Source organism: Allobosea sp. NPDC055332 (assembly GCF_053645455.1).
Genome location: NZ_JBSHMO010000006.1, coordinates 33,666 through 47,729 on the forward strand (window position 1 = coordinate 33,666; position 14,064 = coordinate 47,729).

General features: G+C 68.8%; 10 protein-coding genes. All 10 read left to right on the forward strand.

The annotated features are described in order from the left end of the window. The first annotated feature begins 31 nt into the window (after positions 1-31). Positions 32-1,366 carry a type VI secretion system baseplate subunit TssK gene (tssK, locus tag ACWIGM_RS28990; protein ID WP_454029452.1) on the forward strand — a complete coding sequence of 445 codons (1,335 nt, stop codon included), beginning with the start codon at positions 32-34 and terminating at the stop codon, positions 1,364-1,366. Continuing rightward, the gene (icmH, locus tag ACWIGM_RS28995) at positions 1,363-2,376 is read left to right on the forward strand and encodes a type IVB secretion system protein IcmH/DotU (protein WP_454029453.1); all 1,014 of its coding nucleotides are present in this window, start codon (positions 1,363-1,365) and stop codon (positions 2,374-2,376) included. The genes tssK and icmH overlap by 4 nt, the downstream gene beginning before the upstream one ends. Next, entirely contained in the window at positions 2,373-5,966 is a 3,594-nt protein-coding gene (gene tssM / locus ACWIGM_RS29000; protein WP_454029454.1) for a type VI secretion system membrane subunit TssM, read from the forward strand. Before icmH ends, tssM begins: the two co-directional genes overlap by 4 nt. After that, complete coding sequence (gene tagF, locus ACWIGM_RS29005) at positions 5,963-6,655, forward strand: type VI secretion system-associated protein TagF (protein ID WP_454029455.1); 693 nt, start codon at positions 5,963-5,965, stop codon at positions 6,653-6,655. Before tssM ends, tagF begins: the two co-directional genes overlap by 4 nt. Beyond that, positions 6,652-7,338 carry a PP2C family protein-serine/threonine phosphatase gene (locus ACWIGM_RS29010; protein WP_454029456.1) on the forward strand — a complete coding sequence of 229 codons (687 nt, stop codon included), beginning with the start codon at positions 6,652-6,654 and terminating at the stop codon, positions 7,336-7,338. The genes tagF and ACWIGM_RS29010 overlap by 4 nt, the downstream gene beginning before the upstream one ends. Continuing rightward, positions 7,335-8,378 (forward strand): serine/threonine-protein kinase, encoded by a 1,044-nt coding sequence (locus tag ACWIGM_RS29015; protein ID WP_454029457.1) that lies wholly within the window; start codon positions 7,335-7,337, stop codon positions 8,376-8,378. Before ACWIGM_RS29010 ends, ACWIGM_RS29015 begins: the two co-directional genes overlap by 4 nt. Positions 8,379-8,413: 35 nt before the next feature. Then, a complete protein-coding gene (locus tag ACWIGM_RS29020) occupies positions 8,414-9,910 on the forward strand; it encodes a type VI secretion system Vgr family protein (protein ID WP_454029458.1) in 1,497 nt (498 codons plus the stop codon). 20 nt (positions 9,911-9,930) lie between these two features. Further along, positions 9,931-10,290: a hypothetical protein gene (locus ACWIGM_RS29025; protein ID WP_454029459.1), complete on the forward strand. Its 360-nt coding sequence runs from the start codon at positions 9,931-9,933 to the stop codon at positions 10,288-10,290. Positions 10,291-10,596: 306 nt separating this feature from the next. After that, entirely contained in the window at positions 10,597-11,115 is a 519-nt protein-coding gene (locus ACWIGM_RS29030) for an Hcp family type VI secretion system effector (RefSeq protein ID WP_454029460.1), read from the forward strand. Between the two features lie 63 nt (positions 11,116-11,178). Beyond that, a complete protein-coding gene (tssH, locus tag ACWIGM_RS29035) occupies positions 11,179-14,046 on the forward strand; it encodes a type VI secretion system ATPase TssH (protein WP_454029461.1) in 2,868 nt (955 codons plus the stop codon). Positions 14,047-14,064 lie beyond the last annotated feature (18 nt).

Here is a 14,064-nt window from a genome sequence, read left to right on the forward strand (position 1 = left end):
CGACCGCAGAGCCCTTCCGGAGCCGCCCCCGATGACGCTGGTGAGCAAACCGCTCTGGTCCGAGGGCATGCTGATCCGCCCGCAGCACTTCCAGCAATATGACCGCTGGATCGAGCATGTCGTCGAGGGCCGCAGCACCGCGCTCGCCGCGTTCGCCTGGGGCCTGCGCAAGCTGACCCTCGGAGCCGAATTGCTGCCGCTCGGCCGCATCGCCGTCCAGTCGGTCGCCGCCGTGATGCCGGACGGGACCGTGATCGACACCGCCGGTGGCATCGCGATCGAGGCACGGGCGGTTCCGCCGAACACCAAGAACACACTGGTGAAGCTCGCCGTGGCGCTGCGGCCGCTCGACGGCGCCGAGATCGGCGATGGCGGCCGCAGCCGGCGCTATGAGGCGGCCGAACAGGCCGTGCGCGACGCGACCGCGCCGGACCGCGCCTCGGTCAGCCTCAAGGTCGGACGGCTTTCGGCGCGACTGCTGCTGGAAGGCGAAGCCGAGGACGACCTCGTCACCTTGCCGATCGCACGCATCCGCGAGGTCGATGCAACCGGCGCCGTGCTGCTCGACGAGAACTACGTTCCGCCCTGCCTAGACTTCCAGGCCTCGCAGCGGCTCGTGCGCATCGTCGGAGAGATCCGCTCGCTGCTGCGCAGCCGGGCCGAGGCGCTGGCCGGCCAATCGGCGGCTGGTCCCGCCGCGGCGGAGAGCGGCGGGCTCGTCGATCTCGTCGTGCTCTCGATCGTCAATGGCCAGGAAGCTGTGTTCGATCATTTCGCGGCAACGCCCGGCCTGCATCCCGAGCAGGTCTATCGCGCGGCGCTGGCGCTCGCCGGCCAGCTCTCGACCTTCTCGGTCTCGCGCCGGCGCAGCGCCGATTTCCCGGCTTACGACCATCTCGATCTCGACGCCGCTTTTGCAGCTGTGCTCGACCAGTTGCGCCAGCTCCTGGCGGTGGTGATCGAGCGCAATGCGATCGCGCTGCCCCTGCAGGATCGCGGCTACGGCATTCGCCTCTCGACGATCAGCGACCGCACCCTGTTCCAGGATGCGCGCTTCGTTCTGATCGCGCTGGCGAGCGTGCCGACCGAGACGCTGCGCAGCCAATTGCCGATCTCGATGAAGATCGGTTCGGTCGAGCAGATCCGCGATCTCGTCAACCTGCAGCTGCCCGGCATTCCGCTGACCGCGCTGCCTGTGGCGCCGCGCGAGCTGCCCTTCCTGCAAGGCGGTGTCTATTTCGAGCTCGATCAGAGCGTCGAGCTCTGGCGCAACCTGACGCGCTCGGCCGCCTTCGCCCTGCATGTCAGCGGTGACTATCCCGACCTGCATCTCGAATTCTGGGCCATTCGCGGGAAGCGCGCGTGAGCAGCGATCAAAGCTTCGATCCGCCGACCGTCGTCGGGCACAGGCCGGTCGGCCTGGCGCAGCCGCGGCCGGCCGGAGCGGCGCTCCACGATCCGCCGACGACGCCGTTCGCGCTGCCGCGCCAGCCGCTCGCGGCTTCGACCTTCGCTCCACCGCCGGCAGCCCGACAGACCGGCTTCACCCCATCAGCGCCCGCGCCCTCGCTCATCCCGCGGTCAGACCCCGCCAAACCGCAGCCCCGGCGAAGCACATCCGCCTCGACGCGCGAAGCTCCTCCCGCCGCCTTGCAGGCGAGCACCGGCATCGCCGACGGCTCCGATGCACTGGTCGCCGCCGCCAATCCGCTGCTGGCGCTGGTGGCGCAACTGCGCGACGCCGTCGACTTCGCCGATGTCGCGCAGTTGCGCAGCGAGGTGGTCGAGCAGATCCACAAATTCGAGGAGGCGGCGGTCAGGAATGGCGCGGCGGCCGGCGACGTCCAGGCGGCGCGCTATGTCCTGTGCTCGCTGATCGACGAGACGGTGATGACGACCCCCTGGGGTAGCGCCAGCGACTGGAGCACCAACTCGCTGCTCAACCGCTTCCACAACGAGACCTGGGGCGGCGAGAAGGTCTTCGCCATCCTCGACCGGGTGAAGACCGACCCGCGCAAGAACATCTCCCTGCTCAAGCTGATCGACTTCGTGCTGCTGCTCGGCTTCGAGGGCATGCATCGCGTGCTCGACAATGGCCGCGAACGCCTCGCCGACCTGCGCGACGAGGTCGGCCAGCTCGTCGGCCGCAATCTGCCGCCGCCGCCTTCCGAGCTCTCGGCGCACTGGCAGGGCGTCGGCGCCGAGAAGGCGCTGCGGAGCTTCTTCCCGCTCTGGATCGTCTTCGCCGCCGCCGGCTTCCTGCTGGTGACGATGTACAGCTTCCATCGCTATCGCCTCGCGGTCGAGGTCGCGCCGGTGGTCGAGCGCATGCAGGCGCTCGAGAACACGATCGCCTCCGGGGCGGTGCGGCGATGATCCGCTCCTATCTGCTCGGCTTCTTGTCGCTGCGCGGGCTGGTCACCGTCTTCGGCGTGGTCGCGCTCTGCGTGGTGATCTGGGCCGGCGGGCCCTATCTCTCGCTCTTCGGCTGGGCTCCGCTGGTCTCGGTGGAGGCGCGGACGAGCGCGATCATCCTGTTGCTCGCCGGCCTGGTCGGCGTCTCGCTGCTGCGCCTTTATCTGGCGCGGCGCGCCAATGCCCGGATGATCAAGTCGCTGCTCGACACCGGCGGGCTCGCGGCCATGGCCGATTCCGGCGGAACCGACGAGATCGAGATCATCCGCGAGCGCTTCGAAGGGGCGCTGACCACCCTCAAGGAGACGATCTTCGCCGGGCGCAAGGGCGACGCCTATCTGTTCGAACTGCCCTGGTACGTCATCATCGGCCCGCCCGGCTCAGGCAAGACGACGATCCTGAAGAATTCCGGGCTCGATTTCCCGCTGGCGCGCACGCTCGGGACCGATCCCGTCGCCGGCCTCGGCGGCACCCGCCATTGTGACTGGTGGTTCACCGACCAGGCGGTGCTGATCGACACCGCCGGCCGCTACACCACCCATGAATCGAACGCCGCGGTCGACGGCGCCGCCTGGCGCGGCTTCCTCGACCTGCTCAAGACGCATCGCGGCCGCCGGCCGCTCAACGGCGTCGTCCTGGCGATCAGCCTGTCCGACATCCTCCTGCAGAACGAGGTCGAGCGGAAGCGCCACGTCGCGGCGCTGCGTGCGCGCCTGCAGGAATTGACCAAGACCTTCGGCGTCGAATTGCCGACCTATCTGCTGATCACCAAATGCGATCTGATCCCCGGCTTCTCCGAGTTCTTCGACGGTCTGAACGAGAGCGGGCGGGCGCAGGTCTGGGGCATGACCTTCCCGCCCGACGCTAACCTCGCAACGCGCCTGACCGAGCTGCTCGACCAGAACCTGCGCGAGCTTGCCGACCGTCTCGACCAGGTCATGCGCGAGCGCGCCCATGCCGAGCGTGGCCTCAACCGGCGCGGACGCATCTATCTCTTCCCCAAGGAATTCGCCGGCTTGCGTCGGGATCTGGCGAGCTTCGTCCACGAGATCTTCAAGCAGAGCAAATTCGAGACGCAGTCGCGCCTGCGCGGCGTCTACTTCACCAGCGGCACGCAGGAAGGCACGCCGATCGACCGCGTGCTCGCCGCCTTCGGGCGCAGCTTCGGCCTGACCAGCGCCCAGCGCGCGCCGTTCTCGGGGCAGGGCAAGGCCTTCTTCGTCAACCGCCTGCTGACCGATGTCATCTTCGAGGAACAGGGGCTGGTCGGCGTCGACCGCAAGCTCGAACGCAGCCTCGTGCGGGCCCAGAACATCGGCTATGGCGTGGCGGCGGCGCTGGTGATCGGGCTCAGCGTGCTTTGGTGGGGCGCGGCGAGCCGCAGCCAGGCCAGGATCGCCGCGACCAATGACGCGCTTGCTCCGGTCGAGACGCGCCTCGCGGCCGTGCCGGCGCGCGCCACGCCTGCGACGCTGCTGCCGGTGCTGCAGGCGGCCGACGCGGTGCGCGATGCCAGCGGGCAGGGCGGCATCCTCGGCTGGCTCGACGGCTTCGGGCTGAGCGCCACGCCCTCACTCGCGCCGGCCGCGGCGGAGTTGCGCGAGCGCCTCATCGTCGGCCGGCTCTACCCGGCTTTCGCGGCGCGCTTGTCGGAACGTTTGACCGGCCTGTCGCAGATCGGTGCCGAGAACGAGGCGGTGCGCGACCTCCTGCGCAGCTATCTGATGCTGAGCGACACGGAGCGTTTCGACCGCAGCGTGGTGCAGCGTGCCGCGCGCGAGGAGGCGCAGCTCGCCTTCCCGGTCGATCAGAGCCGGGCGGCCGAGCTCGGACGGCATTTCGACGAGCTCGTCGCGCTGCTGCCGCAGCCGCTGCCGACCGACCGGCGCATTATCGATACGACACGGGCGCGATTGATGCGGACCCCGCGCAGCGAGCAGGTTTATGCGCGGCTGCTGCGCGAAGCCGCGCAGAATCCGCGCCTGCGCTCGATCGATCTCCCTACTGCGATTGGTGCCGGCGTGCTCGATTTCGGGCTCGGCCGCACTGGTAACAACGCGGTCTCGGTCATTCCCGCCGCCTTCACCCGCGAAGCCTTCTACGATTTCGTGCTGCCGCGGCTGCCGATCCTGATCCGCGAGGAACTCGGGATCGACTGGGTCACCGGCGGCGAAGCGGCCGGCTCGGGCGTGGTCCAGACCGGGACGCGCGAGGTGATGGACCGCTATGTCGCGGATTACATCCGCTCCTGGCAGGGCGCGATCACGGCGGCGCGGCTCGTGCCCTTCGCCGAGACGCAGCAGGCGCTCTCGGCTGTGCAGGCCCTGGCAGCCGCCAACTCGCCGCTCGAACGGCTGATCGGCATCGTCCGCACCAACACCGAACTGCCTTTGCCGGGCGATTCCCAGCCGGGAGCGCCGGCCGGGGCGACCGCCGCCTTGCCCGGGCCGGCCGGCACCGCGGCTGGCGGCCTCATCGCCGCAGCGGCGAGCAGCGCGGCAAACGCAGCTGCCACTGCGGCGCTCGGGGAGGGGCCCTGGCCCGGCGCAACGATCGCGACGCCGTTCCGCCCACTGGTCGAGCTGGTTGCGCCACCGGGCGGTGCGCAGGCGCCGATGGGACGCATCCGCGAATTGTTCAGCGGCGCCTATGGCGCGCTCAGCAATGTCTCGAACGCGCCCGATCCGCGGCAGGCGGCCTATCAGGCGGTGGCGCGGCGCGGCAGTTCCGGTGCCGATGCGCTCGGCCAGCTCCGCGCGGATTCGGCGCTGCGGCCGGAGCCGGTGCGCGGCATCATGCGGGCGGTGGCGAGCCTCAGCGCCTCCTCGGTGGTCGGCGACTCCCTCGATTACGTCAACCAGGCCTGGCGCCGGGACGTGCTGCCGCAATGCCAGGCGGCGCTCGACCAGCGCTATCCGCTCTTCGCCAGCGCCAAGGACGAGGTCTCGCTGCGCGATTTCAGCGACATGTTCCGGCCCGGTGGCCTGCTCGACGAATTCTTCCAGAAGCACCTCGCGCCCTTCGTCACGGAGCAGCGCAACGGCTACGCGCCGATCACCGTCGATGGAGCGGCGTTGCCGCTGAAGCGCGAGGCACTGGCGCAGTTCTATCGGGCGCGGGCGATCCGCAATGCCTTCTTCGCCGGATCGGGCTCGGCGCCCTCGCTGAAGTTCAGCCTGCGGCCGAGCTTCCTCGACCCCAAGCTGCTGCGCGCGACGCTGGCGCTCGACGGCAAGGACATCGTCTACCGCCATGAGGCGCAGCGCGCCTACGACCTGGAATGGCCGACCAAGACCGATGCCAGCACGGTCGCGGTCACGCTCACCGACCTCAACGGCAAGGACACCCGCGTCGAGCGCACAGGTGCCTGGGCGCTGCTGCGCATGGTCGATGCCGCCTCGCTCGCGGCACGCGGCGGCGCCGACCAGTTCAGCATCACCGTGACCGGCGACGAGAATGCCCGCGTCGTCTACCAGCTGCGCGCTGCGAGCGTGAACAACCCGTTCAATCTCGGTGCCTTGCGCGCCTTCCGTTGCCCGGATTCGCTGTGAGCGAGGCGCCGGCCTTTGGCCTGTTCGGCAAGGTGCCCTGGGCCGGCGATTTCGTGCAGCACGGGCTGCCCGGCCGCTTCGTCACGCCGTGGGAAGCCTGGCTCCTGGCGATGCTGACGGCGAGCCGCGAGGCGCTCGGCGCGCGCTGGGACGACGCCTATCTGCTCAGCCCGCCCTGGCGTTTCCGGCTCGCGCCCGGTCTGATCGGGACGAGCAGCTGGATCGGGGTTTTCGCCAGCTCGGTCGACCGCGTTCGGCGCCACTACCCGCTGACGCTGGCGCTCGAGCTTCCGGTCGAGGATGGCGCCGGCCTCGCCGCGAGCGAGGGGCTGCTCGACCTGTTCGAGGTCGCGGTGCTCGACCTGATCGCGACCGAGCGATCCTTGCCTGACGCGCTCGTGAGCCTGCGCCGCCGGCTCGATGCCCAGCGCGCCGCGGCCAGTCTCTGGCTCGGGCCGGGCGGCGGCCGGCTCGTCGTCGATGGCGAGGCGGAGCGCCTGTCGCTCGGCGCAGCCGATAGCCCGGCGCAGGACGGCGTCAGTCATTGGTGGCATGGCCGCTGGAACGCGCGGCCGGCGACGGCGCTGCGCTGCGAAGGGCTTCCCGATCCTGCTGCCTGCGCCGGCTTCTTTTCGGGCGACTGGTCGCGCCATGGCTGGCGCGCTGCAAGTGCTCGGCCGGGCGCATGAGCCTCACGGGGGAAGTTTGGGAGGTCTCGGTCGCGACGCGGCAGGGCCCGCGCCATGACGTCAACCAGGACAGCTATGCCGCCTTGCCGGAGGCGGGGCTGTTCGCAGTCGCCGACGGCATGGGCGGCCATGCCGATGGCGAGCTCGCCAGCCAATCGATCACCCGCATGCTCGCTGCCGTCTCGGAGCCGCAGGCGGCGCTGACCATGCGCGTTGCCCTCGCCGAGGAAGGGATTGCGGCGATCAACGATGCGCTGCGTGAGCATGCGGCGCGTTCGGCCGAGGGCGACATCGTCGGCTCGACGGTGGTGGTGGCGCTGGTCGGCGAGGGCATGCTCGTCTGCCTCTGGGCCGGCGACAGCCGCGTCTATCGCCGGCGCGACGACGCTCTCGCCCAGTTGACCGAGGATCATGTGCTCGGGCAGGGCCCCGGTGCCGGCCATGTCCTGACCCGCGCGGTCGGCTCGGCCGCCTATCTGCCGATCGCCCGCTGTGTGACGCCGACGCTGCCCGGCGACACGCTGCTCCTGTGCAGTGACGGCCTCAACAAGGCGCTCGCCGACGTCGAGATCGGTGAATTGCTAGACGAGCCGCTGGCGGGCCTCGCCGAGCGGCTCGTCGCCCGCGCTGTCGCCAATGGTGGCCGCGACGACATCACCGCCGTGATCGCGAGGCGGCTGTGAAGGTCCGGCGCAGACGGCGCCGGCGCGTCGCCGAAATGCACGAGGCGCAAGCCGCGACCTCGCCCGCAGCCTCGCCGCCGCAATCCAGCGAACGGGCTCTGCCGGCGCCACTCGGGACGTTGCTGCGCGGACGCTTCGAGCTGATCGAGGTGGTCGGGCGCGGCGGCATGAGCACGGTCTACCGCGCCGTCGACCATGTCCGCAGGCGGGCGCGGGCGCTCGATCCCGAGGTCGCGCTCAAGGTCACCGATATCGGCGACGGCTATCATGACGATGCCGCGACCCTGCTGCATCGCGAGGGCCGGCGGCTGCTGGCGATGCGCCATCCCAACGTCGTCAAGGTGCACGACTTCGACCGCGAAGGGCCGCTGCACTTCCTCGTCATGGAATTGCTGCGCGGCAAGACGCTGGCGCAGGTGATGCAGGAGCGCGACGGTAAGGCGCTGGAGCGCCGGCTGGCGCTGCGCATCGTCACCGAGCTCGGCGCCGGGCTCGCCGCTGTGCATGCCGCCGACATGGTCCATGGCGATCTGAAGCCGGGCAATGTCTTCATCACCCGGGACGGCCATGTGAAGCTGATCGACTTCGGCACGGCCCAGCCGCTACTGCCGCCTGATCACCGGCCATCCGAGGACGAGACCGGCTTCTTCCTCAGGCGTTTGCGCGCGGTCACGCCGGCCTATGCCTCTCCCGCCGCGCTCGCCGGGCAGGCGCCCGACCCGCGCGACGACATCTTCTCCTTTGCCGTGCTGACCTATGTCATGGTTGCCGGGAAGCATCCTTTCGACGGCCGCTCGGCCGCTGCAGCAATGGCGGAGGGGCTGGTTCCGGCCTCGCCGCCCGGCTTTCGCGGCGGCCGCTGGGTGGCGTTGCGGCGCGGCTTCGACTGGGAGGCGGGGACGCGGCCGGGCAGCGCCCTCGATTTCGCCGGGCGCATCCTGCGGCCGCGGCTTTCGGACCATCGCCGCGCCTTGCTCGGCCAGGCTCAAAGCCTGCTCGAACGGCTCAACCGTCGTAAACCTGTCAACGCCCCGCCCTAGCGTCACCTCGTTCCCCTTATCGGACGCGACGTGCCATGCTCGACCGACCCGCCAGTCACGACACCACGATCGCGCTCACCCTCGCCAGCGGTGGCATCAAAGACGGCCTGCATGTCGAGCGGGTCACCGGCCGCGAGGCGATTTCGGAGCCTTACGCCTACCGGATTGCGTTTCGCTCGGACAAGGCGATCAGCGCTGAGGACGTCGTCGGCGAGCGGGCCAAGCTGACGCTGAACACGGAGGCCGGCGAGCTCACGGTGCACGGTGTCGTGGTCGAGTTCGCCGCCGATGATCCGCTCGGCGACCAGGGCCATCTCTACGCGGTGGTGATCGCGCCGCGCCTCAGGATGCTCGAGCTCAGCCGCCAGAACCAGGTCTATGGCTCGACCAGCAAGGTCTCGGTCAAGGACATCATCCAGAAGGAGCTCGAAGGCTCGCTGGCGGCAAATCACGGCCACATCACCATCGACCACGAGCTCAATCTCGCCGCGAGCTATCGCGAGCGCGAGTTCATCGTGCAGTACAATGAGAGCGACCTCTCATTCCTGTCGCGCTGGTGCGAGGGCAGCGGCATCTTCTATTTCTTCAAGCAAGGCGAGGATGGCGAGACCGCGGTGTTCGGCGACAGCAACGTCGCGTTCATCGAAGCGAAATCGCTGCCTTACCGCCATGGCCATGACGCCATCACCACCTCCCAGGCGGCGGTGACCTCGTTCGGCTTCGTCGCCCGGCCGGTGACGAAATCGGTGGTGCTGCGCGAATACAATCCCGAGAAGCCGGCGCTGCTGCTGCGCGCCCGCGCCGAGGTCGAGGGCGGCAAGACCGGCACCATCATCGAATACGGCCAGCATTTCCTCGAACCCGACGAGGGCGACCAGCTCGCCAAGGTCCGGGCCGAGGAGATCGCCTGCCGCGCCAAGGTCTTCCGCGGTGTCAGCAACGCGCCGCAGCTGCGCCCGGGCATGTTCTTCAGCCTGAGCGGGCATCCCTCGCTCGATGATCGCTACCTCGTCATCTCGGTCGAGCACGAGGTCTCGACGCCGGCTCCGGTCGGCTATGGCACGGCTGAGGCCTTCGCCGGCGCGCCCTATGGCAACCGCTTCGAGGCGATCCCGCTCTCCGTGCCGTTTCGGCCCGAGCGGCGCACGCCGCGTCCGCTGGCGGCCGGTTTGTTCAATGCCTTCGTCGACGGCGAGGCGGACGGCACGCGCGCCGAGGTCGATACGCAAGGGCGCTACAAGGTGCGCCTGCGCTATGACGAGGGTGACAGCGCCGAGGGCAAGGCCAGCGAATTCCTGCGCAAGGCCGAGCCCTATGCCGGCCCCTCCGATACCGGCATGCATTTCCCGCTGCTGAAGGGCACCGAGGTCATTCTCAGCTGCGTCAACGGCGACATCGACCGGCCGATCATCGTCGGCGCCGTGCCGAACCCATTGACGCCGAATGTCGTCTCCAAGCGCAACCGCACGCTCAACCGCTTCCGCTCGCCGTCAGGCACGCTGTTCGAGATGAACGACGGCTCGGCGAGCTGAGCGTCGGGCGGTTTCCTGCGATGATCTGGCAAGCACCGACCCGCGAACTCGATCCGCTCGCCGCGCTCGTGCACGAGGCGGTGCGCACCCAGGTCTTCCCGGGCGAGGCGTTCGGCTTCCATCTTGTTCCCGTGCCGGGCGAGAGCTGGCGCGAGGCTGTGCTGCCTGACGGCCGGCCGGTGCGGATCAGGCTGTCGGCGAGCCCGGCTGCGCAAACCGAGCGCGAACGCCGCGCCTGCGCCGGCATCCATGTCAGCGGCGAACTGGTCGCCGGCGACATGGGCTACCGCGTCAGCGCCGACCTCGTCGTCGATCTGGTGACGCGCGCCGTCCTCGCCTGCGACAGCCGGCTGGAAGCCGTGGGGCGCACGAGCGCCTAGAGCCGCTGCCCGGCCCAATTCACCACCGTTGTTCAAATCTAGGTCGTGGCGGTCCTGCTACGCGCAGCCTTCGCTGCTGCGTGGCCAGCATCGCCTGCTTTCCCTCGACGCGGCAGCAGATCGCGGTGAGCGCGCACCTGCGCAGTTAGCCGAATGCGCGCAGGAAACTGCGCAGTCACGGCAGTGACGCAAAGGGATTTATCCAAATTATATCAATATGATAGGTAATTTCGTTCGCTTGGTACGGCCCTTGCCGAGCAGAAGCGCCGGCTTGTGCCGGGGCAACGAATTCCAGGGAAGAGAACAATGGCACTCGACGCCTACATGACCATCAAGGGCCAGAAGCAGGGGGACATCTCCAGCGAGGCCAGCACCATCAAGAGCGCCGGCGCCGGCGCCAAATACGACAAGCACGGCAACGAGATCACCGTGCTTTCCTTCACCAGCGGCGTGATCAACCCGCGCGATCCGAAGTCGGGCTTCACCTCCGGCGCCCGCGTCCACCAGCCGGTCACCTTCACCAAGCTGATGGACCGTTCCTCGCCGCTGCTCTGGCAGGCTCTGGCCAAGGGCGAGACGCTGACCGAGATCGTCTGCAAGTTCTTCCGTCCGGATACCGCCGGCCTCGGCGAGCCGGAAGAGTTCTTCGAGTTCAAGTGGGAAAACGCCAAGCTCTGCGAAGGCAAGTCCTACCTGCCGCTGACCGTCGCCCAGGCGAATGACCATCTGCGCCCGATGGAAGACTGGTCCTTCACCTACGAGAAGGTCACCTGGAAGCACACCAAGGCCTCGACCGAGGGCGAGGACTCCTGGCAGTCCGCCTGATCAGGCAAATTCGGCCGCCGCGCAGCCTCTGCGCGGCGGTCTTGCAACGCTACGGTGACGTAGATGTCATCGGCCAGTCACCTCGACGCGGTGAGGTACGCCATCGCGCAGACCGGGCCTCAAGCCCGGCGCGACATCCGGCGCCAGGCGCCAGGCAGGGGGCGTTCCACCATGGTCCAGGTCGATCTCAAGCAGCTGCTCGGGCGGCTGAACCCTTACGTCAAGCGCGCGCTGGAAACCGCCGCCGGCCACAGCGTCGGCCGCGGCCACTACGAGGTGGCGGTCGAGCATCTCCTGCTGGTGATGTCGGAGGACGAGCAACGCGATCTCGGCATCATCCTGAAGCAGTTCGGGCTCGACGCTTCCAGCCTGAAGCGCGGCCTGCAGCGCGCCACCGAAACTCTCAAGACCGGCAATACCGGCCGGCCGGTCTTCTCGCCCGGGCTGATCGAACTCTTGACCGATGCCTGGCTGATCAGCTCGATCGAGCTTGGCCAGCAGCAGATCCGCTCCGGCTCGATCGTGGCAGCCCTGCTCGCCAACCCCAGCCGCTACGCGATGGCCGACTGGTTCGAGGCGGTACGAGCGATCCCGCTCGCCGAGCTGAAGGCGAAGTTCCGCGACATCGTCGCGCCTTCTGCGGAAGAGCCGACGGTTCCGGCGTTGGCGCAAGGCGCAGCGTCCGGCCAGGCCGGCAACGGGGCGCTGCCGCCCGATGGCGCGCTCGCCCGCTTCACGATCAACTTCACCGAGCAGGCCCGCAAGGGCAAGATCGACCCCGTCTTCGGCCGCGACCGCGAGATCCGGCAGATGATCGACATCCTCGGCCGGCGCCGCAAGAACAACCCGATCTGTGTCGGCGATCCCGGCGTCGGCAAGACCGCGGTGGTCGAGGGCCTCGCACTCAAGATGGCCGAGGGCGACGTCCCGGACTTCCTCAGGAATGTCGAGCTGCTCAGCCTCGATCTCGGCATGCTGCAGGCTGGCGCCGGCGTCAAAGGTGAGTTCGAGAACCGGCTCAAGGGCATCATCGACGAGGTCAAGGCCTCGCCCAAGCCGATCGTCCTCTTCATCGACGAGGCACACATGCTGGTCGGCGCCGGTGCCTCGGCTGGCGGTGGCGATGCTGCCAACCTGCTGAAGCCGGCGCTCGCCCGGGGCGAACTGCGCACCGTCGCGGCCACGACCTGGTCGGAGTACAAGAAATATTTCGAGAAGGATCCGGCGCTGGCGCGGCGCTTCCAGCTGGTCAAGCTCGACGAGCCTTCGCCGTCGGAGGCGATCACCATCGTGCGCGGCCTGCGGGCGGCCTATGAGAAGAGCCACGGCGTCTATGTCCGCGACGATGCCGTCGCCGCCGCCGCCAATCTCTCGGCTCGCTACATTTCCGGCCGGCAATTGCCCGACAAGGCGGTCGACGTGCTCGACACCGCCTGCGCCCGCGTGAAGCTCTCGCTTTCCAGCAAGCCGGCCGGCATCGACGACCAGGAGCGCCGCATCGCGACGCTGCGCCGCGAGCTCGCCGCGCTGGAGCGCGACCGGACCACCCTCGGCAAGGACAATCCGCGCATCGCCGAGATCGAGGAGGAGATCGCCGGGATCGAGGAGCAGAAGGTCGAGGCGATCGCGCAATGGGAGCGCGAGAAGGCGCTGGTCGACCGTATCGTCGCCCTGCGCCGCGAGCTCGGCCTCGGGCCTGACGGTATCGCGACGCTCGAAGCGAAGGCCGCCGACAATGACGACGGCGACGAAGAAGATGACGACGACCGTGACGAGGACGAGGTTGAAGAGGCCAACGACTCGCGCCAGGCGGCCGAGCAGGAGCTGCAGCAGGCCGTTGCCGAGCTGGAGAGGACCCGCGGCAAGACCGCGATGATCCATTACGAGGTCACCGCCGACGCCGTCGGCCAGGTGATCTCGGACTGGACCGGCATCCCGGTCGGCAGCATGGTCAAGGACGAGGCTGCCGCGATCCTCGGCATGGCCGCCAATCTGCGCCAGCGCATCAAGGGCCAGGACCATGCCGTCTCGGCGCTCGACGAGGGCATGCGCGCCGCCAAGGCCGGGGTCAACAATCCCGGCCAGCCCATGGGCGTCTTCCTCTTCGTCGGCACGTCCGGCGTCGGCAAGACCGAGCTTGCGACGCAGCTCGCCGACCTGCTCTTCGGCGGCGAGCGCTTCCTCGTCACCATCAACATGTCGGAGTTCCAGGAGAAGCACACCGTCTCCAAGCTCGTCGGCGCCCCGGCCGGCTATGTCGGCTATGGCGAGGGCGGGTTGCTGACCGAGGCGGTGCGCCAGCGCCCCTATTCGGTGGTTCTGCTCGACGAGTGCGAGAAGGCCGATCCGGAGGTGCTCAACCTGTTCTACCAGGTCTTCGACAAGGGCACGCTGGCCGATGGCGAGGGGCGGATCATCGACTTCAAGAACACGGTGATCATCCTCACCTCCAATCTCGCCACCGACATCATCACGGCGATGGGGACGCAGGAGGAGAAGCCCTCGACCGCCGAGCTGACCGAGGCGATCCGCCCGAGCCTGTCGCGGCACTTCAAGCCGGCGCTGCTGGCGCGCATGCAGATCGTGCCGTTCTACCCGCTGATGCCGGATGTGCTGAGCGAGATCGTCAGGCTCAAGCTCAACAAGGTCGGCAAGCGCCTGCGCGAGAGCCAGAAGATGGCGTTCGACTATTCGGACGCCGTCGTCGAGGCGATCACCGCCCGCTGCACCGATGTCGACACCGGCGCACGCAATATCGACCACATCGTCAACCGCACGCTGCTGCCGGAGATCGCGACCGAGATCATCGGCCGCATGGGCGAGGAGCATGCGCCCGAGAGCCTCTCGGTCGACATCGGCCCTGAAGGTGATTTCACCTACCGCTTCACCGTGCCGGGCTCGTCCGAGCCGGTGGCGCAGGCGGCCGAGTGACGGTGCTGCGCGAGCCCG

Bases quoted from the DNA above. Each gene is read 5' to 3' on its own strand.
- tssK (WP_454029452.1), top strand. From the start codon at position 32: ATGACGCTGGTGAGCAAACCGCTCTGGTCCGAGGGCATGCTGATCCGC.
- tssM (WP_454029454.1), top strand. From the start codon at position 2,373: ATGATCCGCTCCTATCTGCTCGGCTTCTTGTCGCTGCGCGGGCTGGTC.
- ACWIGM_RS29010 (WP_454029456.1), top strand. From the start codon at position 6,652: ATGAGCCTCACGGGGGAAGTTTGGGAGGTCTCGGTCGCGACGCGGCAG.
- ACWIGM_RS29020 (WP_454029458.1), top strand. From the start codon at position 8,414: ATGCTCGACCGACCCGCCAGTCACGACACCACGATCGCGCTCACCCTC.
- ACWIGM_RS29025 (WP_454029459.1), top strand. From the start codon at position 9,931: ATGATCTGGCAAGCACCGACCCGCGAACTCGATCCGCTCGCCGCGCTC.
- ACWIGM_RS29030 (WP_454029460.1), top strand. From the start codon at position 10,597: ATGGCACTCGACGCCTACATGACCATCAAGGGCCAGAAGCAGGGGGAC.
- tssH (WP_454029461.1), top strand. From the start codon at position 11,179: ATGTCATCGGCCAGTCACCTCGACGCGGTGAGGTACGCCATCGCGCAG.